Raw genomic sequence first — 16,985 nt, 5'->3', positions numbered from 1 at the left:
CCTCTGATCAGACGGGCTCAGCCCTCCAGCCCGCGTCGCTTCAGCAGCGGGCCGATCTCGGCATCCCTCCCGCGGAACTCGCGGTAGGCCTCCAACGGGTCCTTCGAACCGCCCACACCCAGCAGCAGGCGACGGAACCGATCACCGTTCTCGCGCGTCAGGCCGCCGTGCTCGCGGAACCACGCCACCGTGTCGGCATCGAGCACCTCGCTCCAGATGTACGAGTAGTACCCGGCGCTGTACCCGCCGGAGAATACATGGGCGAAGTAGGTCGACGAGTACCGCGTCGGCACCACCGGGTTGAGCAGGCCGATGTCGGCGAGTGCCGCACGCTCGAACTCCGCGACCTCGGGGAGCTCGTCGCTCGTGCCCATGCGGTGCCAGGCCTGGTCCAGCCACGCCGCCGCGAGGTACTCGCTGGTGGCGTGTCCCTGGTCGAAGGTCGTCGACGCCTGCAGGCGCTCGACCACCGCAGAGTCCAGCGGCTCATCGGTCTCGTGGTGCCGGGCGTAGTTGCTGAGCACCTCGTCCCACAGGATCCACATCTCGTTGACCTGGCTGGGGAATTCGACGAAGTCGCGGAACACGTTCGTCCCCGAGAAGTGGGGGTACGTCACGCGCGCGAACAGGCCATGCAGGGCGTGCCCGAACTCGTGGAAGAGCGTGGTCACCTCATCCAGCGTGAGCAGGGTGGGTTGTTCGTCGCCCGGCTGGGACACGTTGAGGTTGTTCGCGACGACCGGTAGCTGGCCGCGCAGCGCGGACTCGCTCACGATCGGATTCATCCATGCGCCGCCGCGCTTGGAATCGCGCGTGTAGAGGTCCAGCACATAGAGCCCGACCGCGGAACCATCGGCGTCGTGCATCTCGAAGATGCGGGCATCGGGATGGTACGCACGCAGATCGTCGCGCTCGGTGAATCGGATGCCATAAAGCTGCGTCGCGGCGAAGAACACACCGTCGACGAGCACCCGTTCGGCCTCGAAGTACGGGCGCAGGGCGGCAACGTCGATATCGAACCGCTGTGCGCGCACCTTCTCGGTGTAGAAGGCCCAGTCGTGTGCCTCCAGAGCGAACGGCTCGCGTTCGACCGTGTCGATGATGCGCTGCAGCGCCTCGCGCTCGCGTTCGGCGTTGCGTGCCGCCGGTACGGCGAGTTCGCGCAGCATCCGCTCCACAGCATCCGGTGACCCCGCGGTCTCATCGGCCGTGACGTACGCGGCGTGGGACTCGTAGCCCAGCAGGGTCGCGCGCTCGGCGCGCAACCCGACGATCTCGGCGAGCACCGAGCGGTTGTCGTGCGCGTTTCCGCGCGCACCCCGCGCGAGAGATGCGGTGAGGATGCGGCGGCGGCTCTCGCGCACGGTGAGGGCGGCGAGATACGGATGCCCGGTGAACAGCGGCAGCGTCACCAGGAAGCTGCCCTCCAGGCCCCGATCGGCGGCGGCGCGCGCGGTGGCGCTGAGTTCGCCATCCGAGAGGCCGTCGAGGTCGGCCGCGTTATCGAAGACGACGGCGAGGTCGTTCGTGTCGTTGAGCAGGTTCTTCTCGAACGTGGTGCTCAGCGAGGACAGGCGCTGATTCAGCGCGGTGAGCCGGGCCTTCGCAGCGGCGTCGAGCGCGGCGCCGGCATGCGTCATCTCTCTAAAGTGGCGCTGCACGAGATAACGCTGCTCGGCGGTGAGGTCTGGCCGGGTGTCGAGTGCGTCGTGCACCCGGCAGACGCGCCAATACAGCTGTTCGTCGAGCAGGATCGCATCGTGATGTGCGGCCATCAGCGGGGCGAGCTCTTCGTCGATGGCCTGGATCTCGGGCGTGGCATCCGCCGAACTGACGGTGTAGAAGGCGTGGGCCACGCGGTCGAGCAGTTCACCGCTGCGCTCCAGCGGCTCGATCGTGTTCTCGAAGGTGGGCATCGATCGCACCACCGTGAGCGACCGGATCTCGCCGAGCTGTTCGTCGAAGCCCTGGCGGAACGCCGGCATGTAGTGCTCGGGCCGGATCGCGGCGTAGTCGGGAAGCCCGTACGGCAGCGACGAAGGAGACAGGAGCGGGTTGGTGTCCACGGTCATCCGTCGAGTCTAGGTCGGGATGATGCTCCTGCCCCCTTCCGCCACTACCCGCGCCGTGTTGTCGCCGTGCGGCGCGTCGCGGGGCGCTGGCGGCGGCGCGTGGCGCCTGGCCAGTAGCGGCGCAGCAGACGGCTCCAGTCGTTGTGATGCAGGTGCGGGTAGAGCAGCGCCGCCCCGATGCAGTACTTGCTCACGGAGTGCGGGCGGATGCCGTGCTGCAGCAGCAGCCGGTCGAGGTCTCCGGCGCCGTCGGGGGACTTCGTCTCGACCAGAACGTCCTGCGGGCCGGTGACCTTCTGCTCATCGTTCTCGCAGTCGAGATCGGTGTCGAGGGTGACCCGCTGCTCACCGAGGCTCAGTGTTGTGCGGTGGTAGTACGTCTGCAGCACGGGCTTCAGATCACTGCCGTCCGAGCCAATCAATGACGACACGTACTCGCGATCCGAATCATCCAGTGCATCCGAGCGATCGACATCGTGCGGGCGGCGCTCCTTCAGCGTGCGACCGCGCAGTCCCTTCGACTTCACCTCGAGCATGCACGTGCCCGACTCGGTGTATGTGCGGGTGCGCACCTTGTAACGGTGGCGGCGCCGCTGCACGTGCTGGCGGAAGAACGTGAACTCGGGGGAGTCGAAGTACACGGTGCGGTACAGGAAGGTGCGCGCGCCGCCGATCTCCAAAACTCGCAGCCCCTGCATCTCGCGCAGCAGCGTTCCCAGCAGCTCGCGTGGCACGAAGTACTTGCGGTCGACCCGATCCAGCAGCGCGGCCGCGCCGGAGAGCTCCTCCAGCGAGACCGGCTCGAGGTCGGCGATCACCTCGTCGAGGGCGTTCATGCGGGCATCCGATCAGCGGCGGTCTCGGCGACCAGGCGCTGGTCGGCCGTCGGGCGACCGGTGGGGCGAGCGGGGTCGCGGCGGTAGCGCACGTCGACGACGGTGGTCTCGCGCACCAGGTCGAGCTCCAGCAGCTCCACGCGGACGGTCGAGGCTCCCAGCAGAGCTGCGACGGCGGCCCTCAGCTCGGTCTCATCGGCGTAGGCGCGGTCGAGGGTCAGCGTCTGACGGCGGTGGTTGCGCGCCAGCAGGGGGCTGTCGACGACGGCCATCACGATCAGCATCAGTGCCGACAGCAGGGGCATGAGCCACGCGGGTTCGGGCCGCAGACCGGCCAGAAGGCCGAGCGCCAGGGCGGTGAAGTAGTACGCGATCTCCTGCTGGGTGATCTGGTCCGAGCGCAGGCGGATGATCGACAGGATGCCGAACAAGCCCAGCCCGAGGCCGATGCCCGCCTCGACCGAGCTCAGCGCGATGGTCACGGCCATCACACCGGTGTTCAGGGCGACGTACGACAGCATCAGGTCGCGCCGGCGGTGGCGCCGGAAGTACAGCGCGTAGGCGAGCACGGTGATGGCTGCGACGTTGGTGGCGATGGCGATCGTGGTGATCATGGTGAACTCCTCGTGAACGTTGATGAATTCACGATGACGACTCGGGATGAGTTCAGGATGAGGCGTGTATGAGGACTCTCTCATTCACTCAGGCGCGCCATCACCTGCTGCAGTCCGTCGACCACGACGCGTACACTACGCCGCCGGAGCGTCTCGGGGCGTGCCAGTACATCGATGAGGCGATGGTTGCCGACGCCCCGCAACGGCAGTCGCACGATGTCGCGGTCGTCGACGCTGCGTGAGGTGAAACGCGGCAGCATGCCGATCGCGTCACCCGCGGCGACCACGGCGGCGACGGCGCCGTAGTCATTGATGCGGTGCTGCACCTGCGGGGATCGATTTGCGACGGCCGCGATCGCGCCGAGCACATCGTCGGGGGAGTATCCGACCCGGCTGGTGACCCAGCGTTCTCCGGCGATGTCGGCGGCGGTGACCGCCGCACGCCCCGCCAGCGGGTGGGTGACGGCGACGGCGATGTCGAGCGGCTCGCGCACGAGGGTGAGACTGCGGATGCCCTGTGTCGGCCAGGGCGGTGAATGCTCCATGCGGTGCGCGAGCACGAGGTCGTATCGGGCGGTGAGCGCGGGGAACTCGTTCTGCGCGACGTCCTCGTCGGTCAGCTGCACCGCCGGTGTGGCCTCGGCAGATGACAGTTCGCGCAACAGGGCGCCGAACAGTGCCTGCCCAACGCTGTGGAAGCCGCTGATGGTGACGGTTCCCGTGCTGTCCTGCTCGTACTCGTCGAGTGCGCTGCGTGCGGCGGCCATGGCATCGATGGCCTCAGCGCCGGCGGCGGCGAGCACCTCACCGGCTGCGGTGAGCGCCAGGGTGCGTCCCTGCTTGCGTGTCAGCGGCGTGCGGAAGCCCCGTTGCAGAGCGGTCAGCTGCTGTGACACGGCCGAGGGGGTCACGCGCAGTGCTTCGGCAACGGCGGTGACGCTGCCCAGGGTGCCGAGCTCACGAAGGATCTGCAGCTGATGGAGTTCCATGCCCAAAGTTTAGTTCTCGCTTAATCCACAGTGCAGTGTTTGGTGATTGCTCTACAACGTCGGGTGGAGTGAAATCGAAGTATGAAGGCACTTTTCAAGAGCGGTCCGCATGAAGGACTGGAGATGGTCGATCGGCCGGATCCGGTGGCGGGTACCGGCGAGGTCGTGATCCGCGTGCTGCGCACCGGCATCTGCGGCACCGACCTGCACATCCGACGGTGGGACGATTGGGCGGCATCCGCCATCGAGGCACCGCTGATCCCCGGACACGAGTTCTACGGCGAGGTCGTCGAGGTCGGTCCGCTCGTGCACGACATCGCCGTCGGCGACCGCGTCTCGGGCGAGGGACACATCGTCTGCGGCACCTGCCGCAACTGCCGTGCCGGACGTCGCCAGATGTGCATCCGCACCATCGGTCTGGGCCTGCAGCGCGACGGCGCATTCGCCGAGTACCTCTCGTTGCCGGCGACGAACGTCTGGGTGCACCACGATGACGTCACCCCCGAGCTCGGCGCGATCTTCGACCCGCTCGGCAACGCCGTGCACACCGCCCTGACCTATCGTGTCGTCGGCGAGGACGTGCTGGTCACCGGCTGCGGGCCGATCGGACTGATGTCGATCGCCGTGGCGCGCCACGCCGGTGCCCGCTACATCGTCGCGACCGATGTCAGCGCACCGCGCCTGGAGATGGCCAAGGTCATGGGGGCCGATGAGGTCATCGACGTCTCTCAGCAGGACATCCGCGAAGCCCAGCGCTCGCTGGGCATGCGCGAGGGCTTCGACATCGGCTTTGAGATGAGTGGTGCACCCACCGCGCTGCCCGCGATGATCGACAACATGAAGCACGGGGGCCAGATCGCCATGCTGGGGCTCCCCAGCAGCGGATTCGACATCGACTGGGGCAAGCTCGTCACCCATATGCTCACCATCAAGGGCATCTACGGTCGCGAGATGTTCGAGACCTGGAACGCGATGGGCGCCATGCTGCACACCAGCGCGACGCTGCGCGATTCGATCAGCCGTGTGATCGCGGACTGTATTCCCGCGCGCGACTGGGAGCGGGGCTTCGCCGCCGCCGAGGCCGCCGGCACGGGCAAGATCATCCTCGACTGGACTGAGCTGTAGGAGCCGACATGTATACCACCTTCAAGAACCACCTCGCCGATGAGCTCGCGGGTATCGAAGCAGCCGGGCTGACCAAGCGCGAGCGCGGCATCGCGGGTCCGCAGCAGGCAGAGATCACGACCGGCGGCGCGCAGGTGCTCAACTTCTGCGCGAACAACTACCTCGGTCTCGCCGACGACCCGCGCATCCTCGCGGCCGCGAAGGGCTCGCTCGACACCTGGGGCTACGGCCTCGCCAGCGTGCGCTTCATCTGCGGTACCCAGGACCAGCACCTCGAGCTCGAACGTCGCCTCGCCGGCTTCCTCGGTACCGACGACGCGATCCTGTACTCGTCGTGCTTCGACGCCAACGGCGGTGTGTTCGAGACGCTGTTCACGGCCGAGGACGCCATCATCTCGGACGAACTCAACCACGCGTCGATCATCGACGGCATCCGCCTGTCGAAGGCACGCCGTCTGCGCTACCGCAACCGCGACATGGCCGATCTCGAAGAGCAGCTGAAGGCGGCTTCGGATGCCCGCTTCCGCGTCATCGTCACCGATGGCGTGTTCTCGATGGACGGCTACATCGCCCCCTTGCAGGAGATCTGCGACCTCGCCGAGCGGTACGACGCGCTCGTCTTCGTCGACGACTCGCACGCCGTCGGGTTCGTCGGTGAGCACGGCCGTGGCACGCCCGAGCTGTGCGGCGTCGAAGGGCGGGTCGACATCTACACCGGTACCTTCGGCAAGGCGCTCGGCGGGGCCTCGGGTGGATACGTCGCCGCGCACCGCGAGATCGTCGCCCTGCTGCGCCAGCGCTCGCGCCCGTACCTGTTCTCGAACACGCTGGCGCCGTCGATCGTCGCCGGAACGCTGACGGCGCTCGACCTCGTCGAGGGGTCGGCCGATCTTCGCGCCCGTCTGCGCGAGAACGCCGCGCTGTTCCGCGCCCGCATGACCGAAGAGGGCTTCGAGCTGCTGCCGGGCGAGCACCCGATCGTCCCCGTGATGTTCGGTGACGCCGCGCTGACGGCTCGCATCGCCGACGAGATGCAGAAGCAGGGCGTGTATGTCACGGCGTTCAGCTTCCCGGTCGTTCCGCGGGGGCTGGCGCGCATCCGCGTGCAGCTCTCGGCGGCGCACACGCCCGAGCAGGTCGAGCGCTGTGTGGCGGCGTTCGTCGCGGCACGCGCCGCCGTGAGCTGACGCTGTCGCTGCCATGAGGTGAGGCACTCGCCGACACCCCGTGTTATCGCCGAGACCCCGTGCTGCAGACGTCTGCAGCACGGGGTCTCGGCGTGAAGTGGGGGTGTCGGTTCAGTCTTCGAACGGGCGTGCGATGACCTCGCCCGTCGCGCTGAGCAGAACCTCCCACCCGGCGTCGAGCTCGGCGATCGGCCGGCCCTCCAGCCAGGTGAGGGTCCAGTGCCCGGTCAGGCCCCGCGCCTCGACCTCGGTGATCGCAGGGTGCAGTTCGGCCGGCACGGATGCCGGCGGCTTCGCCCCGGTCGCCCAGCGCGTGCCGAGTTGCATCACGCCTCCACCGGGGCGAGCTCGATGGCCGTGACCGTCAGCTCGTCGGCATCCGCGAAGCTCAGCTCGGCGATGCGCCCGACCGCACGCAGATCATCGGCCACGGCGCGCAGCGCCTCGACCTTCGCCGCCGGGGCGGCGATCGTGGCGCTGGCCACCGGAGTCTTCTGCGAGGCCTTGGCCTCGGTCTTCGCGCGGCGGATGCCGATCAGCGCCTCGCTGGCGGCGTCGAGCACCGCGGTGTCACCGTCGATGCCCAGCGGGGACGGCCATGCGGCGGTGTGGATCGAACCCTCTTCGAACCACGACCACGCCTCCTCGGTCGCGAACGACACGATCGGCGCCAGCAGGCGCAGCAGCGTCGACAGTGCCAGGCGCAGCGCCAGGGCGGCGGATGCCTGACCGACGTCCGTCTGGTCGTAGGCGCGTTCCTTCACCAGCTCCAGGTAGTCGTCGCAGAAGGTCCAGAAGAACGCCTCGGTGACCTCCAGCGCCTTGGCCTGGTCGTAGTTCTCGTAGGCCTTGGTCGCGTCGCGCACGACGGCGTCCAGTGCGGTGAGCATCGACGCATCGAGTGCGTGCGTGACCTCAGCGCCCTCGGGGACCGGGAACGACAGCACGAACTTCGCCGCGTTGAGGATCTTGATCGCCAGGCGGCGACCGATCTTCACCTGCGTGGGATTCTGCGGGTCGAACGCCGCGTCCATTCCGAGACGGCTCGACGCCGACCAGTAGCGCACCGCGTCGGAGCCGTGCTTGTCGAGGATGTCGGCCGGGGTGACGACGTTGCCCTTCGACTTGGACATCTTCTTGCGGTCGGGGTCGACGATGAAGCCCGAGATCGCCGCGTTGCGCCACGGCGACCGGTGGTCTTCAAGCGTCGAGCGCAGCATCGTCGAGAACAGCCAGGTGCGGATGATGTCCTGGCCCTGCGGACGCAGGTCGAACGGCGCCACGAGGTTCCAGAGGTCCTCATCGCGCTGCCAGCCACCGGCCAGCTGCGGCGTGAGCGAGGACGTCGCCCAGGTGTCGAAGATGTCCTTCTCAGCATCGAAACCGCCCGCGACACCGCGCTGCTGCTCGGTGTACCCGTCGGGCACATCGGTGGTCGGATCGATCGGCAGCTGAGCAGTCGTCGGAACGAGCACGCGGTCGTAGTCGCGCTCGCCGTTCTCGTCGAGGGCGTACCAGACCGGAATCGGAACACCGAAGAATCGCTGACGCGAGACGAGCCAGTCGCCGGTCAGGCCGCCGACCCAGTTCTCGTAGCGCACCCGCATGAAGTCGGGGTGCCAGGCCAGCTCGCGCCCGTGCTCGACGAGCCGGTCGCGCAGTTCGGCGTCTCGTGCGCCGTTGCGGATGTACCACTGACGTGTCGAGACGATCTCGAGCGGGCGATCGCCCTTCTCGAAGAACTTCACGGCGTGGTTGAAGGGCTTGCCGACCGCCGTCATGTCGCCGGTCTCCTGCAGCTTCTCAACCAGCGCCTTGCGAGCGCTGAACACCGTCTTGCCCGCCATGCTCTCGGCATACCAGGTGCGGGCGTCGGCATCCGCCACGGTTTCGGGGGCTTCGGGAAGGAAGCGTCCGTCCAGCCCGATGGTCGTCATGTTCGGCAGCTCGGCGCCGGCCGTCGTGCGCAGCTCGCGCCACCACACGATGTCGGTCACGTCGCCGAACGTGCAGACCATCGCGGCCCCGGTGCCCTTGTCGGCCAGGGCGAGGTGGTGCCCGTGGATCTCGATCTCGGCGCCGAAGAACGGCGTGCGCACCTTTGTGCCGATGAGGTGCTTGTGCGGCCCCTCGGGGTGGGTGACGATCGCGATGCACGCCGGCAGCAGTTCAGGGCGCGTCGTGTCGACCGCGATCGAACCCGAGCCGTCGGCGAAGGGGAACTCGATGGTGTGATAGGCGGCCTGCTGGTCGCGGTCCTCAAGCTCAGCCTGGGCGATCGCCGAACGGAAGTCGATGTCCCACAGTGTCGGCGCGAGCGACTGGTACGCCTCGCCCCGCTCCAGGTTGCGCAGGAACGCGAGCTGGCTCTGGCGGATCGTGTCGTCCGAGATAGTGCGGTACGACTGGGTCCAATCGACGCTCAGGCCGAGCTGGCGGAACAGCGCCTCGAAGTGCTTCTCGTCCTCGACGGTCAGCTTCTCGCACAGCTCGATGAAGTTGCGGCGGCTGATCGGCATCTGGTCGGCCGCGCGCGAGGACTTGCCGCCGCCCTCGAGCGGGGGAGTGAAGTCGGGGTCGTACGCGAGGGAGGGATCGCAGCGCACACCGTAATAGTTCTGCACGCGGCGCTCGGTGGGCAGGCCGTTGTCATCCCATCCCATCGGGTAGAAGACGTTCTTGCCGCGCATGCGCTCGAAGCGCGCCGTGATGTCGGTGTGGGTGTACGAGAACACGTGGCCGATGTGCAGGCTGCCCGACGCCGTCGGCGGGGGAGTGTCGATCGAGTAGACGCCGTCTCGGCCGGATCCGGTCGCACGTGCACGATCGAACAGGTAGGTGCCCTGCTCGGACCAGGCCTCGCCCCACTTCGCTTCGAGACCTTCGAGTGCGGGCTTGTCGGGAATGCTGGACATGGAGGTCTCCTTCGAGCGATGTGTGCGGCACTGTGTGAGCGTGCCTGAGTGTGGGTTGTCGGGTCAGTCTACCGGGCGCGCTCGATGGGGCGACGCCGGCCACCCGCGGTGATATATCGACGGTGTCCAAGAATCGACGGTAGACTTGGGCTAACCCGTCTCTTCTTCCTGAGGATCACTATGCCCGCATCCACCGTGCGCCGACTTCTTCCGCTCGCGGCGCTCGCCGCAGCATCCGCCCTTCTGCTCTCCGCCTGCGCCGGCCCAGCCTCCGACGGTCAGAACGACGCACAGGGCGCCGCCGACCCGAACGGCGAACTCGTCTGGGCCATCGAAGGGGCGAACCTCGCGGCCGGCCACATGGACCCCCAGATCAGTCAGCTCGACGTGTCGGGCATGGTGCAGCGCCAGGTGCTCGACTCCCTCGTCTTCCAAGAGGCCGACGGATCGTTTTCGCCGTGGCTCGCCACCGATTGGACGGTGTCCGAGGACGGCACCACCTACACCTTCCGCCTGCGTGACGACGTCACCTTCCACGACGGGGAGCCCTTCGATGCCGCCGCCGTCAAGGCGAACTTCGATCGCATCATCGATCCCGACACGGTCTCGGCGCAGGCGGCGAGCATGCTCGGTGGCGACTACTACGCGGGCACCGAGGTGCTGGGGGAGTACGAGGTCGCCGTCAGCTTCACGCAGCCCTACGCACCGTTCCTGCAGGCGGCGAGCACCGCGCAGCTCGGCTTCTGGTCGCCGAAGGTGCTCGAAGAGGCCGGCGATCAGCTCAAGGCCGGTGGGCCCGGCATCAACGTCGGTACCGGTCCGTTCGTGCTGACGGAGTACACCCCCGACCAGGAGCTCGTCTACTCGCGCAACGACGACTACGCGTGGGGGCCGCACGGCGACGACGCCGCCGCGTTCGAGACTCTGCGCGTGCAGATCCTCCCGGAGGCATCGGTGCGCGCAGGCGTGGTGGGCAGCGGCGAGGCCGACCTCGCCAGCAACATTCCGCCGAACCAGGTCGCAACACTCCCCGACGACGTCGAGGTAGAGGCGATCGAGTACCCCGGTCTGCCGTACTCGCTGTTCCTCAACGAGAAGCACGGCGTCTTCGCCGATGAGAAGGTGCGCCAGGCGTTCGCCAGGGCGATCGACATCGACACGGCCGTCGAGGAGATCTTCTACGGTCAGTTCCCGCGCGCATGGAGCGTGCTGTCTGCCTCGACGCCCGGCTACGACGCCGCCGTCGAGGGCACCTGGGCATTCGATCAGGACGTCGCGAACACGCTGCTCGATGAGGCCGGCTGGACCGAACGAGGCGACGACGGCATTCGGATGAAGGACGGCGAGCGGCTGACCGCCGACTGGATCGCGTGGACGCCCGTTCCCGATGACCGCACCGCTCTGGCCAACGTCGTCCAGTCCGACCTCGCCGAGGTCGGGTTCGAGATCACCCGCGACGTGCTCGAGCCGGCCGCGTACAACGAGCGCTACGGTCCCAAGACGTTCGACATCACCGACTGGGGCTTCTCGGGTGTCGACGCCGACCTGCTGCGCAACCACCTGCACAGCGAAGGGTTCCAGAACGCCTCGCAGGTGAGCAACGCCGAGATCGATGCGCTGCTCGAAGAGGGACTGGCTGCCCAGCAGCAGGCGGACCGCGACGCGGCCTACCAGCAGGTGCAGGAGTGGAACGCGGCATACACTGCCATCGTGCCGCTCTACACTCCTTCGCTCATCACCGCCGTGGGAGCCACCGTCGACGGGCTGACGTACGACCTCTACGGTCGTCCGCTGTTCTACGAAGCCACCGTCGCCACGCCGTGATCCGCCGGGTCGTCGAGCTCGTCGCATCCGCGGTCTTCGTACTGTGGGGTGCGGCGACGCTCGCGTTCCTGGCCTTCCGGGTGATTCCCGGTGACCCCGTCGATGTCATGCTCGGACCGCTCGCGCAGGTGTCCGAGGCGACGAAAGCCGGCATCCGCGACGAACTCGGCCTCACTCGCCCACCGCGGCAGCAGTACCTCGACTACCTCGGCGGACTGCTGCGGGGCGACCTCGGGGAGTCGTATCAATTGCGGATGCCGGTAGCCGAGGTGATCGGACGGAATCTCGCCCCGACCGTGCAGCTGACACTGCTGGCGCTCGTGATCGGCGTGGTACTCGCGCTGACGGTCGCGCTCCTGGCCCGCCGCGGCGCGCCGCGCGCCGTCGCCAGCGCCGTCGAGCTCGTGGTGCTGTCATCGCCGGTGTTCTGGATCGGACTGATTCTGCTGTCGGTCTTCGCGTTCGGTCTCGGATGGTTCCCGGTCGCGGGCACGCGCAATCCGGCGACGATCGTGCTTCCTGCCATCACGCTTGCGCTGCCGGTGGCGGCCCTGATCGGGCAGGTGCTGCGCGACGGCATCGAGCAGGCTGAGCGGCAGCCCTTCGCCGAGACGGTGCGCGCGCGAGGCGCTGGGCCGGTGCGGCTGACCCTCGTACACACTCTGCGGCACGGGGCATCCGGTGCCTTGACGCTGACCGCCTATCTCGTCGGGTCGCTGCTGGGCGGCGCGGTGCTCGTCGAGACGGTGTTCGCGCGCCCCGGCCTGGGCCGGGTCACCCTCACCGCGATTCTTGATCGTGACCTGCCGGTCGTCACCGGCATCATCATGCTCAGCGCGCTGGTCTTCGTCGTCATCAACACGATCGTCGAACTCGTGCATCCACTGATCGACCCCCGATTGCACGTCGCGCGCCGCCCGAACGACGCGACGCCGACCGACGCGACGCCGGCCGGAGCGGGGGAGCCGCGATGACGGTCGCAGAGGTGACCACGCGGCGCCGGATGCGCCCGACCGACGCGGTGCTGTGGGCGGCCCTCGCCTTTCTCGCGCTGATCGCCGTCGCGGCGCTGTTCCCGACACTCTTCGCCACGCACGACCCGCTGGAGACCGAGGTGCGCGAAGCGCTGCTGCCACCGAGCGCTGCCCACCTGTTCGGCACTGATCAGAGCGGACGTGATGTCTTCTCTCGCGTCGTGTACGCGGCGGGCCCGTCGGTCGGGATCGGTGTGCTCGCCACGGGCCTGGCGCTCGTGGGCGGGCTGGTGCTCGGCTCGCTGGCCGGGGTGGCACCGCGGGGTGTCGACGCCGTCGCGATGCGGATCAACGACATCGTGCTGGCCTTTCCCGAGTTCCTCATCGCACTGATCATCGTGGCGCTGCTCGGGCCGGGGCACATCAATGTCGCGATCGCCGTGACCATCGCCGCCGTACCGGTGTACATCCGCCTGGCCAGGACGAGCACGCGCACGTTGCGCATCGCCGAACACGTCGAGGCGGCGCGCATCCTCGGGGTCGGGCCCGTGCGCGCCTTCCTGCGTCATGTCGCTCCCGGCGTGCTCGGAACGCTGAGCGTTCTCGCCACGATCGGCATCGGATCCAGCATCCTCGCGGCCGCCGGCCTGAGCTTTCTCGGTTTGGGGCCGGTCGAACCGACTCCGGAGTGGGGCCTGATGCTCTCGGGTGGGCGGAACGTGCTCGGTACCGCATGGTGGGTCTCGGTGTTCCCCGGGCTCGCGATCTCACTCACGGTGATCGCCGCGACCATCGTGGGGCGGCGACTGCGCGCCCGAATGGACGGGGTCCTCTCATGAGCGCCCTTGACGTGCGCGGTCTGCGTATCTCTTTCGACGGAACCGTCGTCGTCGATGACGTCTCCGTCACCGTCGAGCCCGGTGAGTGTGTGGCGATCGTCGGCGAGTCTGGGGCCGGTAAGTCCCTCACCGCCCGGGCCCTGCTCGGTGCGGCACCGGTGGGAGCATCCGTCGCGCTCGATGCGCTCACGATCGGAGACACAGATGCCACCGGCCTCACCGAGTCGGCGTGGCGCCGACTACGCGGGCGCCGGATCGCTCTGGTCGCGCAGGACGCGCTCGCTGCGTTGGATCCGCTGCGGCGCGTCGGTGCCGAGGTCGCCGAGCCGCTGGAGATCCACGGGATCGCGCGCGGGGAGCGCCCGGCGCGTGTGCGCGGGCTGCTTGAGCGGGTGGCCATGCCGGATGCCGAGCGCCGCGCCCGCGCCTACCCCCATGAACTGTCTGGCGGGCTGCGGCAACGTGCGCTGATCGCCTCGGCGCTCGCCGCAGAACCCGACGTGCTGGTCGCCGACGAGGCGACAACGGCACTCGACGCCACGGTCCAGGCGCGCGTGCTCGCGCTGCTCCGCGAGATCGCCGACTCGGGAACCGGTGTGCTGTTCATCAGTCACGACTTCGCCGCGGTGAGCCGGGTCGCCGATCGTGTCATCGTGATGCGCCACGGGCGGATCGTCGACCAGGGGACGGTGGCCGACATCTTCGCCGCCCCGCAGGAGGACTACACGCGTCGTCTGATCGCCGCGACGCGGCACGCGGTGCGTGAAGCCGGCGCGGCAGGGCCGACGCTGCTGGACGCCGTCGGGGTGTCGAAGACGTTCGACCGGCCCGTCCTGCGCGACGCGACGTTCCGGGTGCAGGCCGGTCGTACGCTCGGCATCGTCGGGGAATCGGGATCGGGGAAGACGACGCTGGCGAGGATGCTGGTCGGCGTCGAGCGCCTCGACGCCGGTGCGCTGCGGTGGACCTCGCCCCAGCGCGTGCAGCTCGTGCACCAGAACCCCCTCGGTGCGTTCGACCCGCGATGGCGCACGGAGCGCTCGCTGCACGAGGCGCTTCAGGCGGCCGGAGTGCCGCGCGCGCAGCGTTCGTCGCGGGCGGCGGAGCTGATGCGGGAGGTCGGTCTCGACCCGGAGCTAGGTCGCCGCCGCCCGTCGCAGCTGTCCGGAGGGCAGCGGCAGCGGATGGCGATCGCACGCGCGCTCGCCGCAGACCCCCAGGTGCTCGTGCTGGATGAACCGGTGTCGGCGCTCGACCCGACGGTGCGTGAACGCGTGCTCGCTCTGCTGCGGCGTCTGCAGCGGGAGCGTGAACTGACCATGGTGTTCGTGTCGCACGACCTCGATGTGATCGCTGCGGTCAGCGACGATGTCCTTGTCATGAGAGACGGCGAGATCGTCGAACAGGGCCCGGTCGCACGCGTGTTCGCCGATCCTCAGCATCCGTTCACGGTCGAGCTGCTGGCAGCGCGCCGCCCCGCCTGAGACGGGCCGCGCGCGGATTATCAGCGACCTCCCAGCTTTGCTACCTTTGGGGCAATGGTGACGCCGAGGTCACCGCCGGAAAGGAAGCATCAACCATGTCTCCCGTTCTTCTGATGACGATCGGGCTCGCGGTCTTCGCCTGCGGATACTTCTTCTACTCACGGTATCTGGCCAACCGAGTGTATCGACTCGACCCAGCTTTCAAGACTCCCGCGCATGAACTCAATGACGGCGTCGACTATGTTCCGACGAACAAGTTCATCCTCTGGGGGCACCACTTCACCTCTGTGGCGGGTGCGGCGCCCATTGTCGGACCCGCCATCGCGGTGATCTGGGGGTGGGTGCCGGCCTTCCTGTGGGTCACCATCGGAACGGTCTTCTTCGCCGGTATGCACGACCTCGGCGCGCTCTGGGCGTCGAACCGCAACAAGGGCCGGTCGATCGGCGCCCTGTCGGCGCGGTACATCGGCAAGCGCGGGGCGAGCCTGTTCCTGGTCGTCATCTTCCTGCTGCTGTTGATGGTCATCGCCGCGTTCGCCGTCGTGATCAAGAACCTGCTGATCAGCACGCCGACCGCGGTTATTCCCGTGTGGGGCGCGATCGTCGTGGCGCTGCTGGTAGGCGTCGCGGTGTACCGGCTGCGCTGGCCGCTGCTGTGGGTCACCATCGTCGGCGTCAGCGCGTTGTACGGTCTGATCGTGCTCGGCGACAGCATGCCCGTCGTACTTCCGGATGACTTCCTCGGCATGGGGCCTGCGACGTTCTGGATCGTCGCCCTGTTCGTCTATGGGGCGATCGCCTCGCTGCTGCCGGTATGGGTGCTGCTGCAGCCGCGCGATTACATCAACGGCGTGCAGCTGTTCGTCGGGCTCATCCTGCTGTTCGGCTCGGTGCTCACCGCCACTCTCTTCTCATCCGGCGGGCTGCAGATCGTGGCCCCCGCGATCAACACGGCCGTTCCGGAAGGGACACCGAGCATGGTGCCGCTGTTGTTCGTGACCATCGCCTGCGGCGCGATCTCGGGCTTCCACGGCATGGTCTCGTCGGGTACCACGTCGAAGCAGCTCGACAAGGAGACCGACGCACGCTTCGTCGGCTACTTTGGCGCCGTCGGCGAGGGGCTGCTCTCGCTCGGTACGATCCTGGCCGTGATCGCCGGGTTCCGCACGGTTGCGGAATGGGAAGAGGTGTACAGCTCGTTCGGTGCCGGCGGTGTCACCGCGTTCGTCAACGGCGGCGGCGCGATCATGAACGCCGGGCTCGGGCTGCCGGTGTCGCTCAGCGCGACGGTGCTGGCTACCATGGCCGTACTCTTCGCGGCGACAACCATGGACACCGGAATGCGACTGTTGCGCTTCGTCGTGCAAGAGATCGGCGACTCGATGAAGGTGCGCATCACCAAGGTGCCGGCGACTCTGATCGTCGTGGCCGTGGGGCTGGGTCTGACCTTCTCGCAGGGCCTCGGCGGCGATGGCGGTCTGCGCATCTGGCCGCTGTTTGGTACGACCAACCAGCTGATGGCATCCCTCACCCTGTCGATCGTCGCGGTCATGCTGCTGCGCAAGCGTCGCAACCCGCTGCCAGCATTGATTCCGCTGGTACTGGTGTTCGGGCTGTCGTTCTGGGCGGCGATCCAGCAGCTCACGGCGTTCGCCTCGCCGACCGACCCGGACTGGCTGCTGTTCACCTTGGACGTCGTCATCATCGCTGCGAGCGTGTGGGTCGCCATCGAAGCGGTGCTCGCCATGCGACGTGCAGCCACCGGGCCCGCCGAGGACGAGGACGAGGACGCCCAACTCCAGGCGGTGCGTGAAGAGGTCTGATCCGTGTCGGATGTGACCGCGGCCCGGCGTTGGCGACAGCGCTGGGCCGCCTTCCGGGAGGGGCTCGCGGAGTACTACGCGGGCCCCTACCGGCAGACCCTTGCCCGTGAGCAGCGGGATGAGGACGACCTGTTCGCCCTCATCGTGCTCGGTGAGGCGCTGGGCGTGCCCGATCCCGTCGCGTACTACAGCGCTGAGCTGATGCCGTTGCTAGCCACGGACTTCCACGACTGGCACCGCCGCATGGGCATGCCCCGATCACCTCTGGACCACGTCGCATGTTGCTAGAAGGACTCCGCCGTC

General features: G+C 68.1%; 14 protein-coding genes. 8 read left to right on the top strand and 6 right to left on the bottom strand.

The genetic code is table 11. From position 1 onward, the window contains the following. Nucleotides 1-17 precede the first annotated feature (17 nt). The 4 genes from PTQ19_RS09125 to PTQ19_RS09110 form a co-directional block, all read right to left on the bottom strand. On the bottom strand, nt 18-2,072 hold the full coding sequence (locus tag PTQ19_RS09125) for a M3 family metallopeptidase (protein ID WP_274367095.1): 2,055 nt from the start codon (nt 2,070-2,072) through the stop codon (nt 18-20). Between the two features lie 44 nt (nt 2,073-2,116). Beyond that, nucleotides 2,117-2,908 carry a polyphosphate polymerase domain-containing protein gene (locus PTQ19_RS09120; RefSeq protein WP_206824025.1) on the bottom strand — a complete coding sequence of 264 codons (792 nt, stop codon included), beginning with the start codon at nt 2,906-2,908 and terminating at the stop codon, nt 2,117-2,119. After that, complete coding sequence (locus tag PTQ19_RS09115) at nt 2,905-3,522, bottom strand: DUF4956 domain-containing protein (RefSeq protein ID WP_179410583.1); 618 nt, start codon at nt 3,520-3,522, stop codon at nt 2,905-2,907. The genes PTQ19_RS09120 and PTQ19_RS09115 overlap by 4 nt, the downstream gene beginning before the upstream one ends. An 80-nt stretch (nt 3,523-3,602) precedes the next feature. After that, entirely contained in the window at nt 3,603-4,511 is a 909-nt protein-coding gene (locus tag PTQ19_RS09110) for a LysR family transcriptional regulator (protein WP_179410584.1), read from the bottom strand. An 81-nt stretch (nt 4,512-4,592) separates the two neighbouring features. Between PTQ19_RS09110 and tdh the strand changes: the two genes are divergently transcribed. After that, nucleotides 4,593-5,636 (top strand): L-threonine 3-dehydrogenase, encoded by a 1,044-nt coding sequence (tdh, locus tag PTQ19_RS09105; protein ID WP_274367094.1) that lies wholly within the window; start codon nt 4,593-4,595, stop codon nt 5,634-5,636. A gap of 8 nt (nt 5,637-5,644) precedes the next feature. Next, nucleotides 5,645-6,823 carry a glycine C-acetyltransferase gene (locus PTQ19_RS09100; RefSeq protein ID WP_206549618.1) on the top strand — a complete coding sequence of 393 codons (1,179 nt, stop codon included), beginning with the start codon at nt 5,645-5,647 and terminating at the stop codon, nt 6,821-6,823. 111 nt (nt 6,824-6,934) lie between these two features. Here PTQ19_RS09100 and PTQ19_RS09095 read toward each other — a convergent pair whose 3' ends face one another. Both PTQ19_RS09095 and valS read right to left on the bottom strand, forming a co-directional pair. Next, nucleotides 6,935-7,150, bottom strand: coding sequence for a hypothetical protein (locus PTQ19_RS09095; RefSeq protein ID WP_222446928.1), 216 nt, complete (start codon nt 7,148-7,150; stop codon nt 6,935-6,937). Continuing rightward, entirely contained in the window at nt 7,150-9,738 is a 2,589-nt protein-coding gene (gene valS, locus PTQ19_RS09090) for a valine--tRNA ligase (protein WP_274367093.1), read from the bottom strand. Before valS ends, PTQ19_RS09095 begins: the two co-directional genes overlap by 1 nt. 180 nt (nt 9,739-9,918) lie before the next feature. On the opposite strand from valS, the gene PTQ19_RS09085 reads away from it, so the two are divergent. The 6 genes from PTQ19_RS09085 to PTQ19_RS09060 all read left to right on the top strand — a co-directional run bounded on the left by PTQ19_RS09085 (nt 9,919) and on the right by PTQ19_RS09060 (nt 16,970). Continuing rightward, on the top strand, nt 9,919-11,562 hold the full coding sequence (locus PTQ19_RS09085) for an ABC transporter substrate-binding protein (RefSeq protein WP_274367092.1): 1,644 nt from the start codon (nt 9,919-9,921) through the stop codon (nt 11,560-11,562). Beyond that, nucleotides 11,559-12,536 carry an ABC transporter permease gene (locus tag PTQ19_RS09080; protein ID WP_274367091.1) on the top strand — a complete coding sequence of 326 codons (978 nt, stop codon included), beginning with the start codon at nt 11,559-11,561 and terminating at the stop codon, nt 12,534-12,536. The genes PTQ19_RS09085 and PTQ19_RS09080 overlap by 4 nt, the downstream gene beginning before the upstream one ends. Continuing rightward, nucleotides 12,533-13,375, top strand: coding sequence for an ABC transporter permease (locus PTQ19_RS09075; protein ID WP_224817975.1), 843 nt, complete (start codon nt 12,533-12,535; stop codon nt 13,373-13,375). Before PTQ19_RS09080 ends, PTQ19_RS09075 begins: the two co-directional genes overlap by 4 nt. After that, nucleotides 13,372-14,859, top strand: a complete 1,488-nt coding sequence (locus PTQ19_RS09070; RefSeq protein WP_274367090.1) for an ATP-binding cassette domain-containing protein — start codon at nt 13,372-13,374, stop codon at nt 14,857-14,859. The genes PTQ19_RS09075 and PTQ19_RS09070 overlap by 4 nt, the downstream gene beginning before the upstream one ends. A gap of 95 nt (nt 14,860-14,954) precedes the next feature. Continuing rightward, entirely contained in the window at nt 14,955-16,682 is a 1,728-nt protein-coding gene (locus PTQ19_RS09065) for a carbon starvation CstA family protein (protein WP_274367089.1), read from the top strand. A gap of 12 nt (nt 16,683-16,694) precedes the next feature. Then, complete coding sequence (locus PTQ19_RS09060; protein WP_425313208.1) at nt 16,695-16,970, top strand: cory-CC-star protein; 276 nt, start codon at nt 16,695-16,697, stop codon at nt 16,968-16,970. Nucleotides 16,971-16,985: the final 15 nt, after the last annotated feature.

Origin of the sequence: Microbacterium esteraromaticum (assembly GCF_028747645.1) — a bacterium.
In the GTDB taxonomy this organism is placed as follows: domain Bacteria; phylum Actinomycetota; class Actinomycetes; order Actinomycetales; family Microbacteriaceae; genus Microbacterium; species Microbacterium esteraromaticum_C.
Note: the sequence above shows the minus strand (reverse complement) of the source record. Positions and strands in the feature narration are given on the sequence as shown.

Excerpts from the sequence above, each read along its gene's own strand:
- PTQ19_RS09125 (WP_274367095.1), bottom strand. The coding sequence starts at position 2,072 with ATGACCGTGGACACCAACCCGCTCCTGTCTCCTTCGTCGCTGCCGTAC.
- PTQ19_RS09120 (WP_206824025.1), bottom strand. The coding sequence starts at position 2,908 with ATGAACGCCCTCGACGAGGTGATCGCCGACCTCGAGCCGGTCTCGCTG.
- PTQ19_RS09115 (WP_179410583.1), bottom strand. The coding sequence starts at position 3,522 with ATGATCACCACGATCGCCATCGCCACCAACGTCGCAGCCATCACCGTG.
- PTQ19_RS09110 (WP_179410584.1), bottom strand. The coding sequence starts at position 4,511 with ATGGAACTCCATCAGCTGCAGATCCTTCGTGAGCTCGGCACCCTGGGC.
- tdh (WP_274367094.1), top strand. The coding sequence starts at position 4,593 with ATGAAGGCACTTTTCAAGAGCGGTCCGCATGAAGGACTGGAGATGGTC.
- PTQ19_RS09100 (WP_206549618.1), top strand. The coding sequence starts at position 5,645 with ATGTATACCACCTTCAAGAACCACCTCGCCGATGAGCTCGCGGGTATC.
- PTQ19_RS09095 (WP_222446928.1), bottom strand. The coding sequence starts at position 7,150 with ATGCAACTCGGCACGCGCTGGGCGACCGGGGCGAAGCCGCCGGCATCC.
- valS (WP_274367093.1), bottom strand. The coding sequence starts at position 9,738 with ATGTCCAGCATTCCCGACAAGCCCGCACTCGAAGGTCTCGAAGCGAAG.
- PTQ19_RS09085 (WP_274367092.1), top strand. The coding sequence starts at position 9,919 with ATGCCCGCATCCACCGTGCGCCGACTTCTTCCGCTCGCGGCGCTCGCC.
- PTQ19_RS09075 (WP_224817975.1), top strand. The coding sequence starts at position 12,533 with ATGACGGTCGCAGAGGTGACCACGCGGCGCCGGATGCGCCCGACCGAC.
- PTQ19_RS09070 (WP_274367090.1), top strand. The coding sequence starts at position 13,372 with ATGAGCGCCCTTGACGTGCGCGGTCTGCGTATCTCTTTCGACGGAACC.
- PTQ19_RS09065 (WP_274367089.1), top strand. The coding sequence starts at position 14,955 with ATGTCTCCCGTTCTTCTGATGACGATCGGGCTCGCGGTCTTCGCCTGC.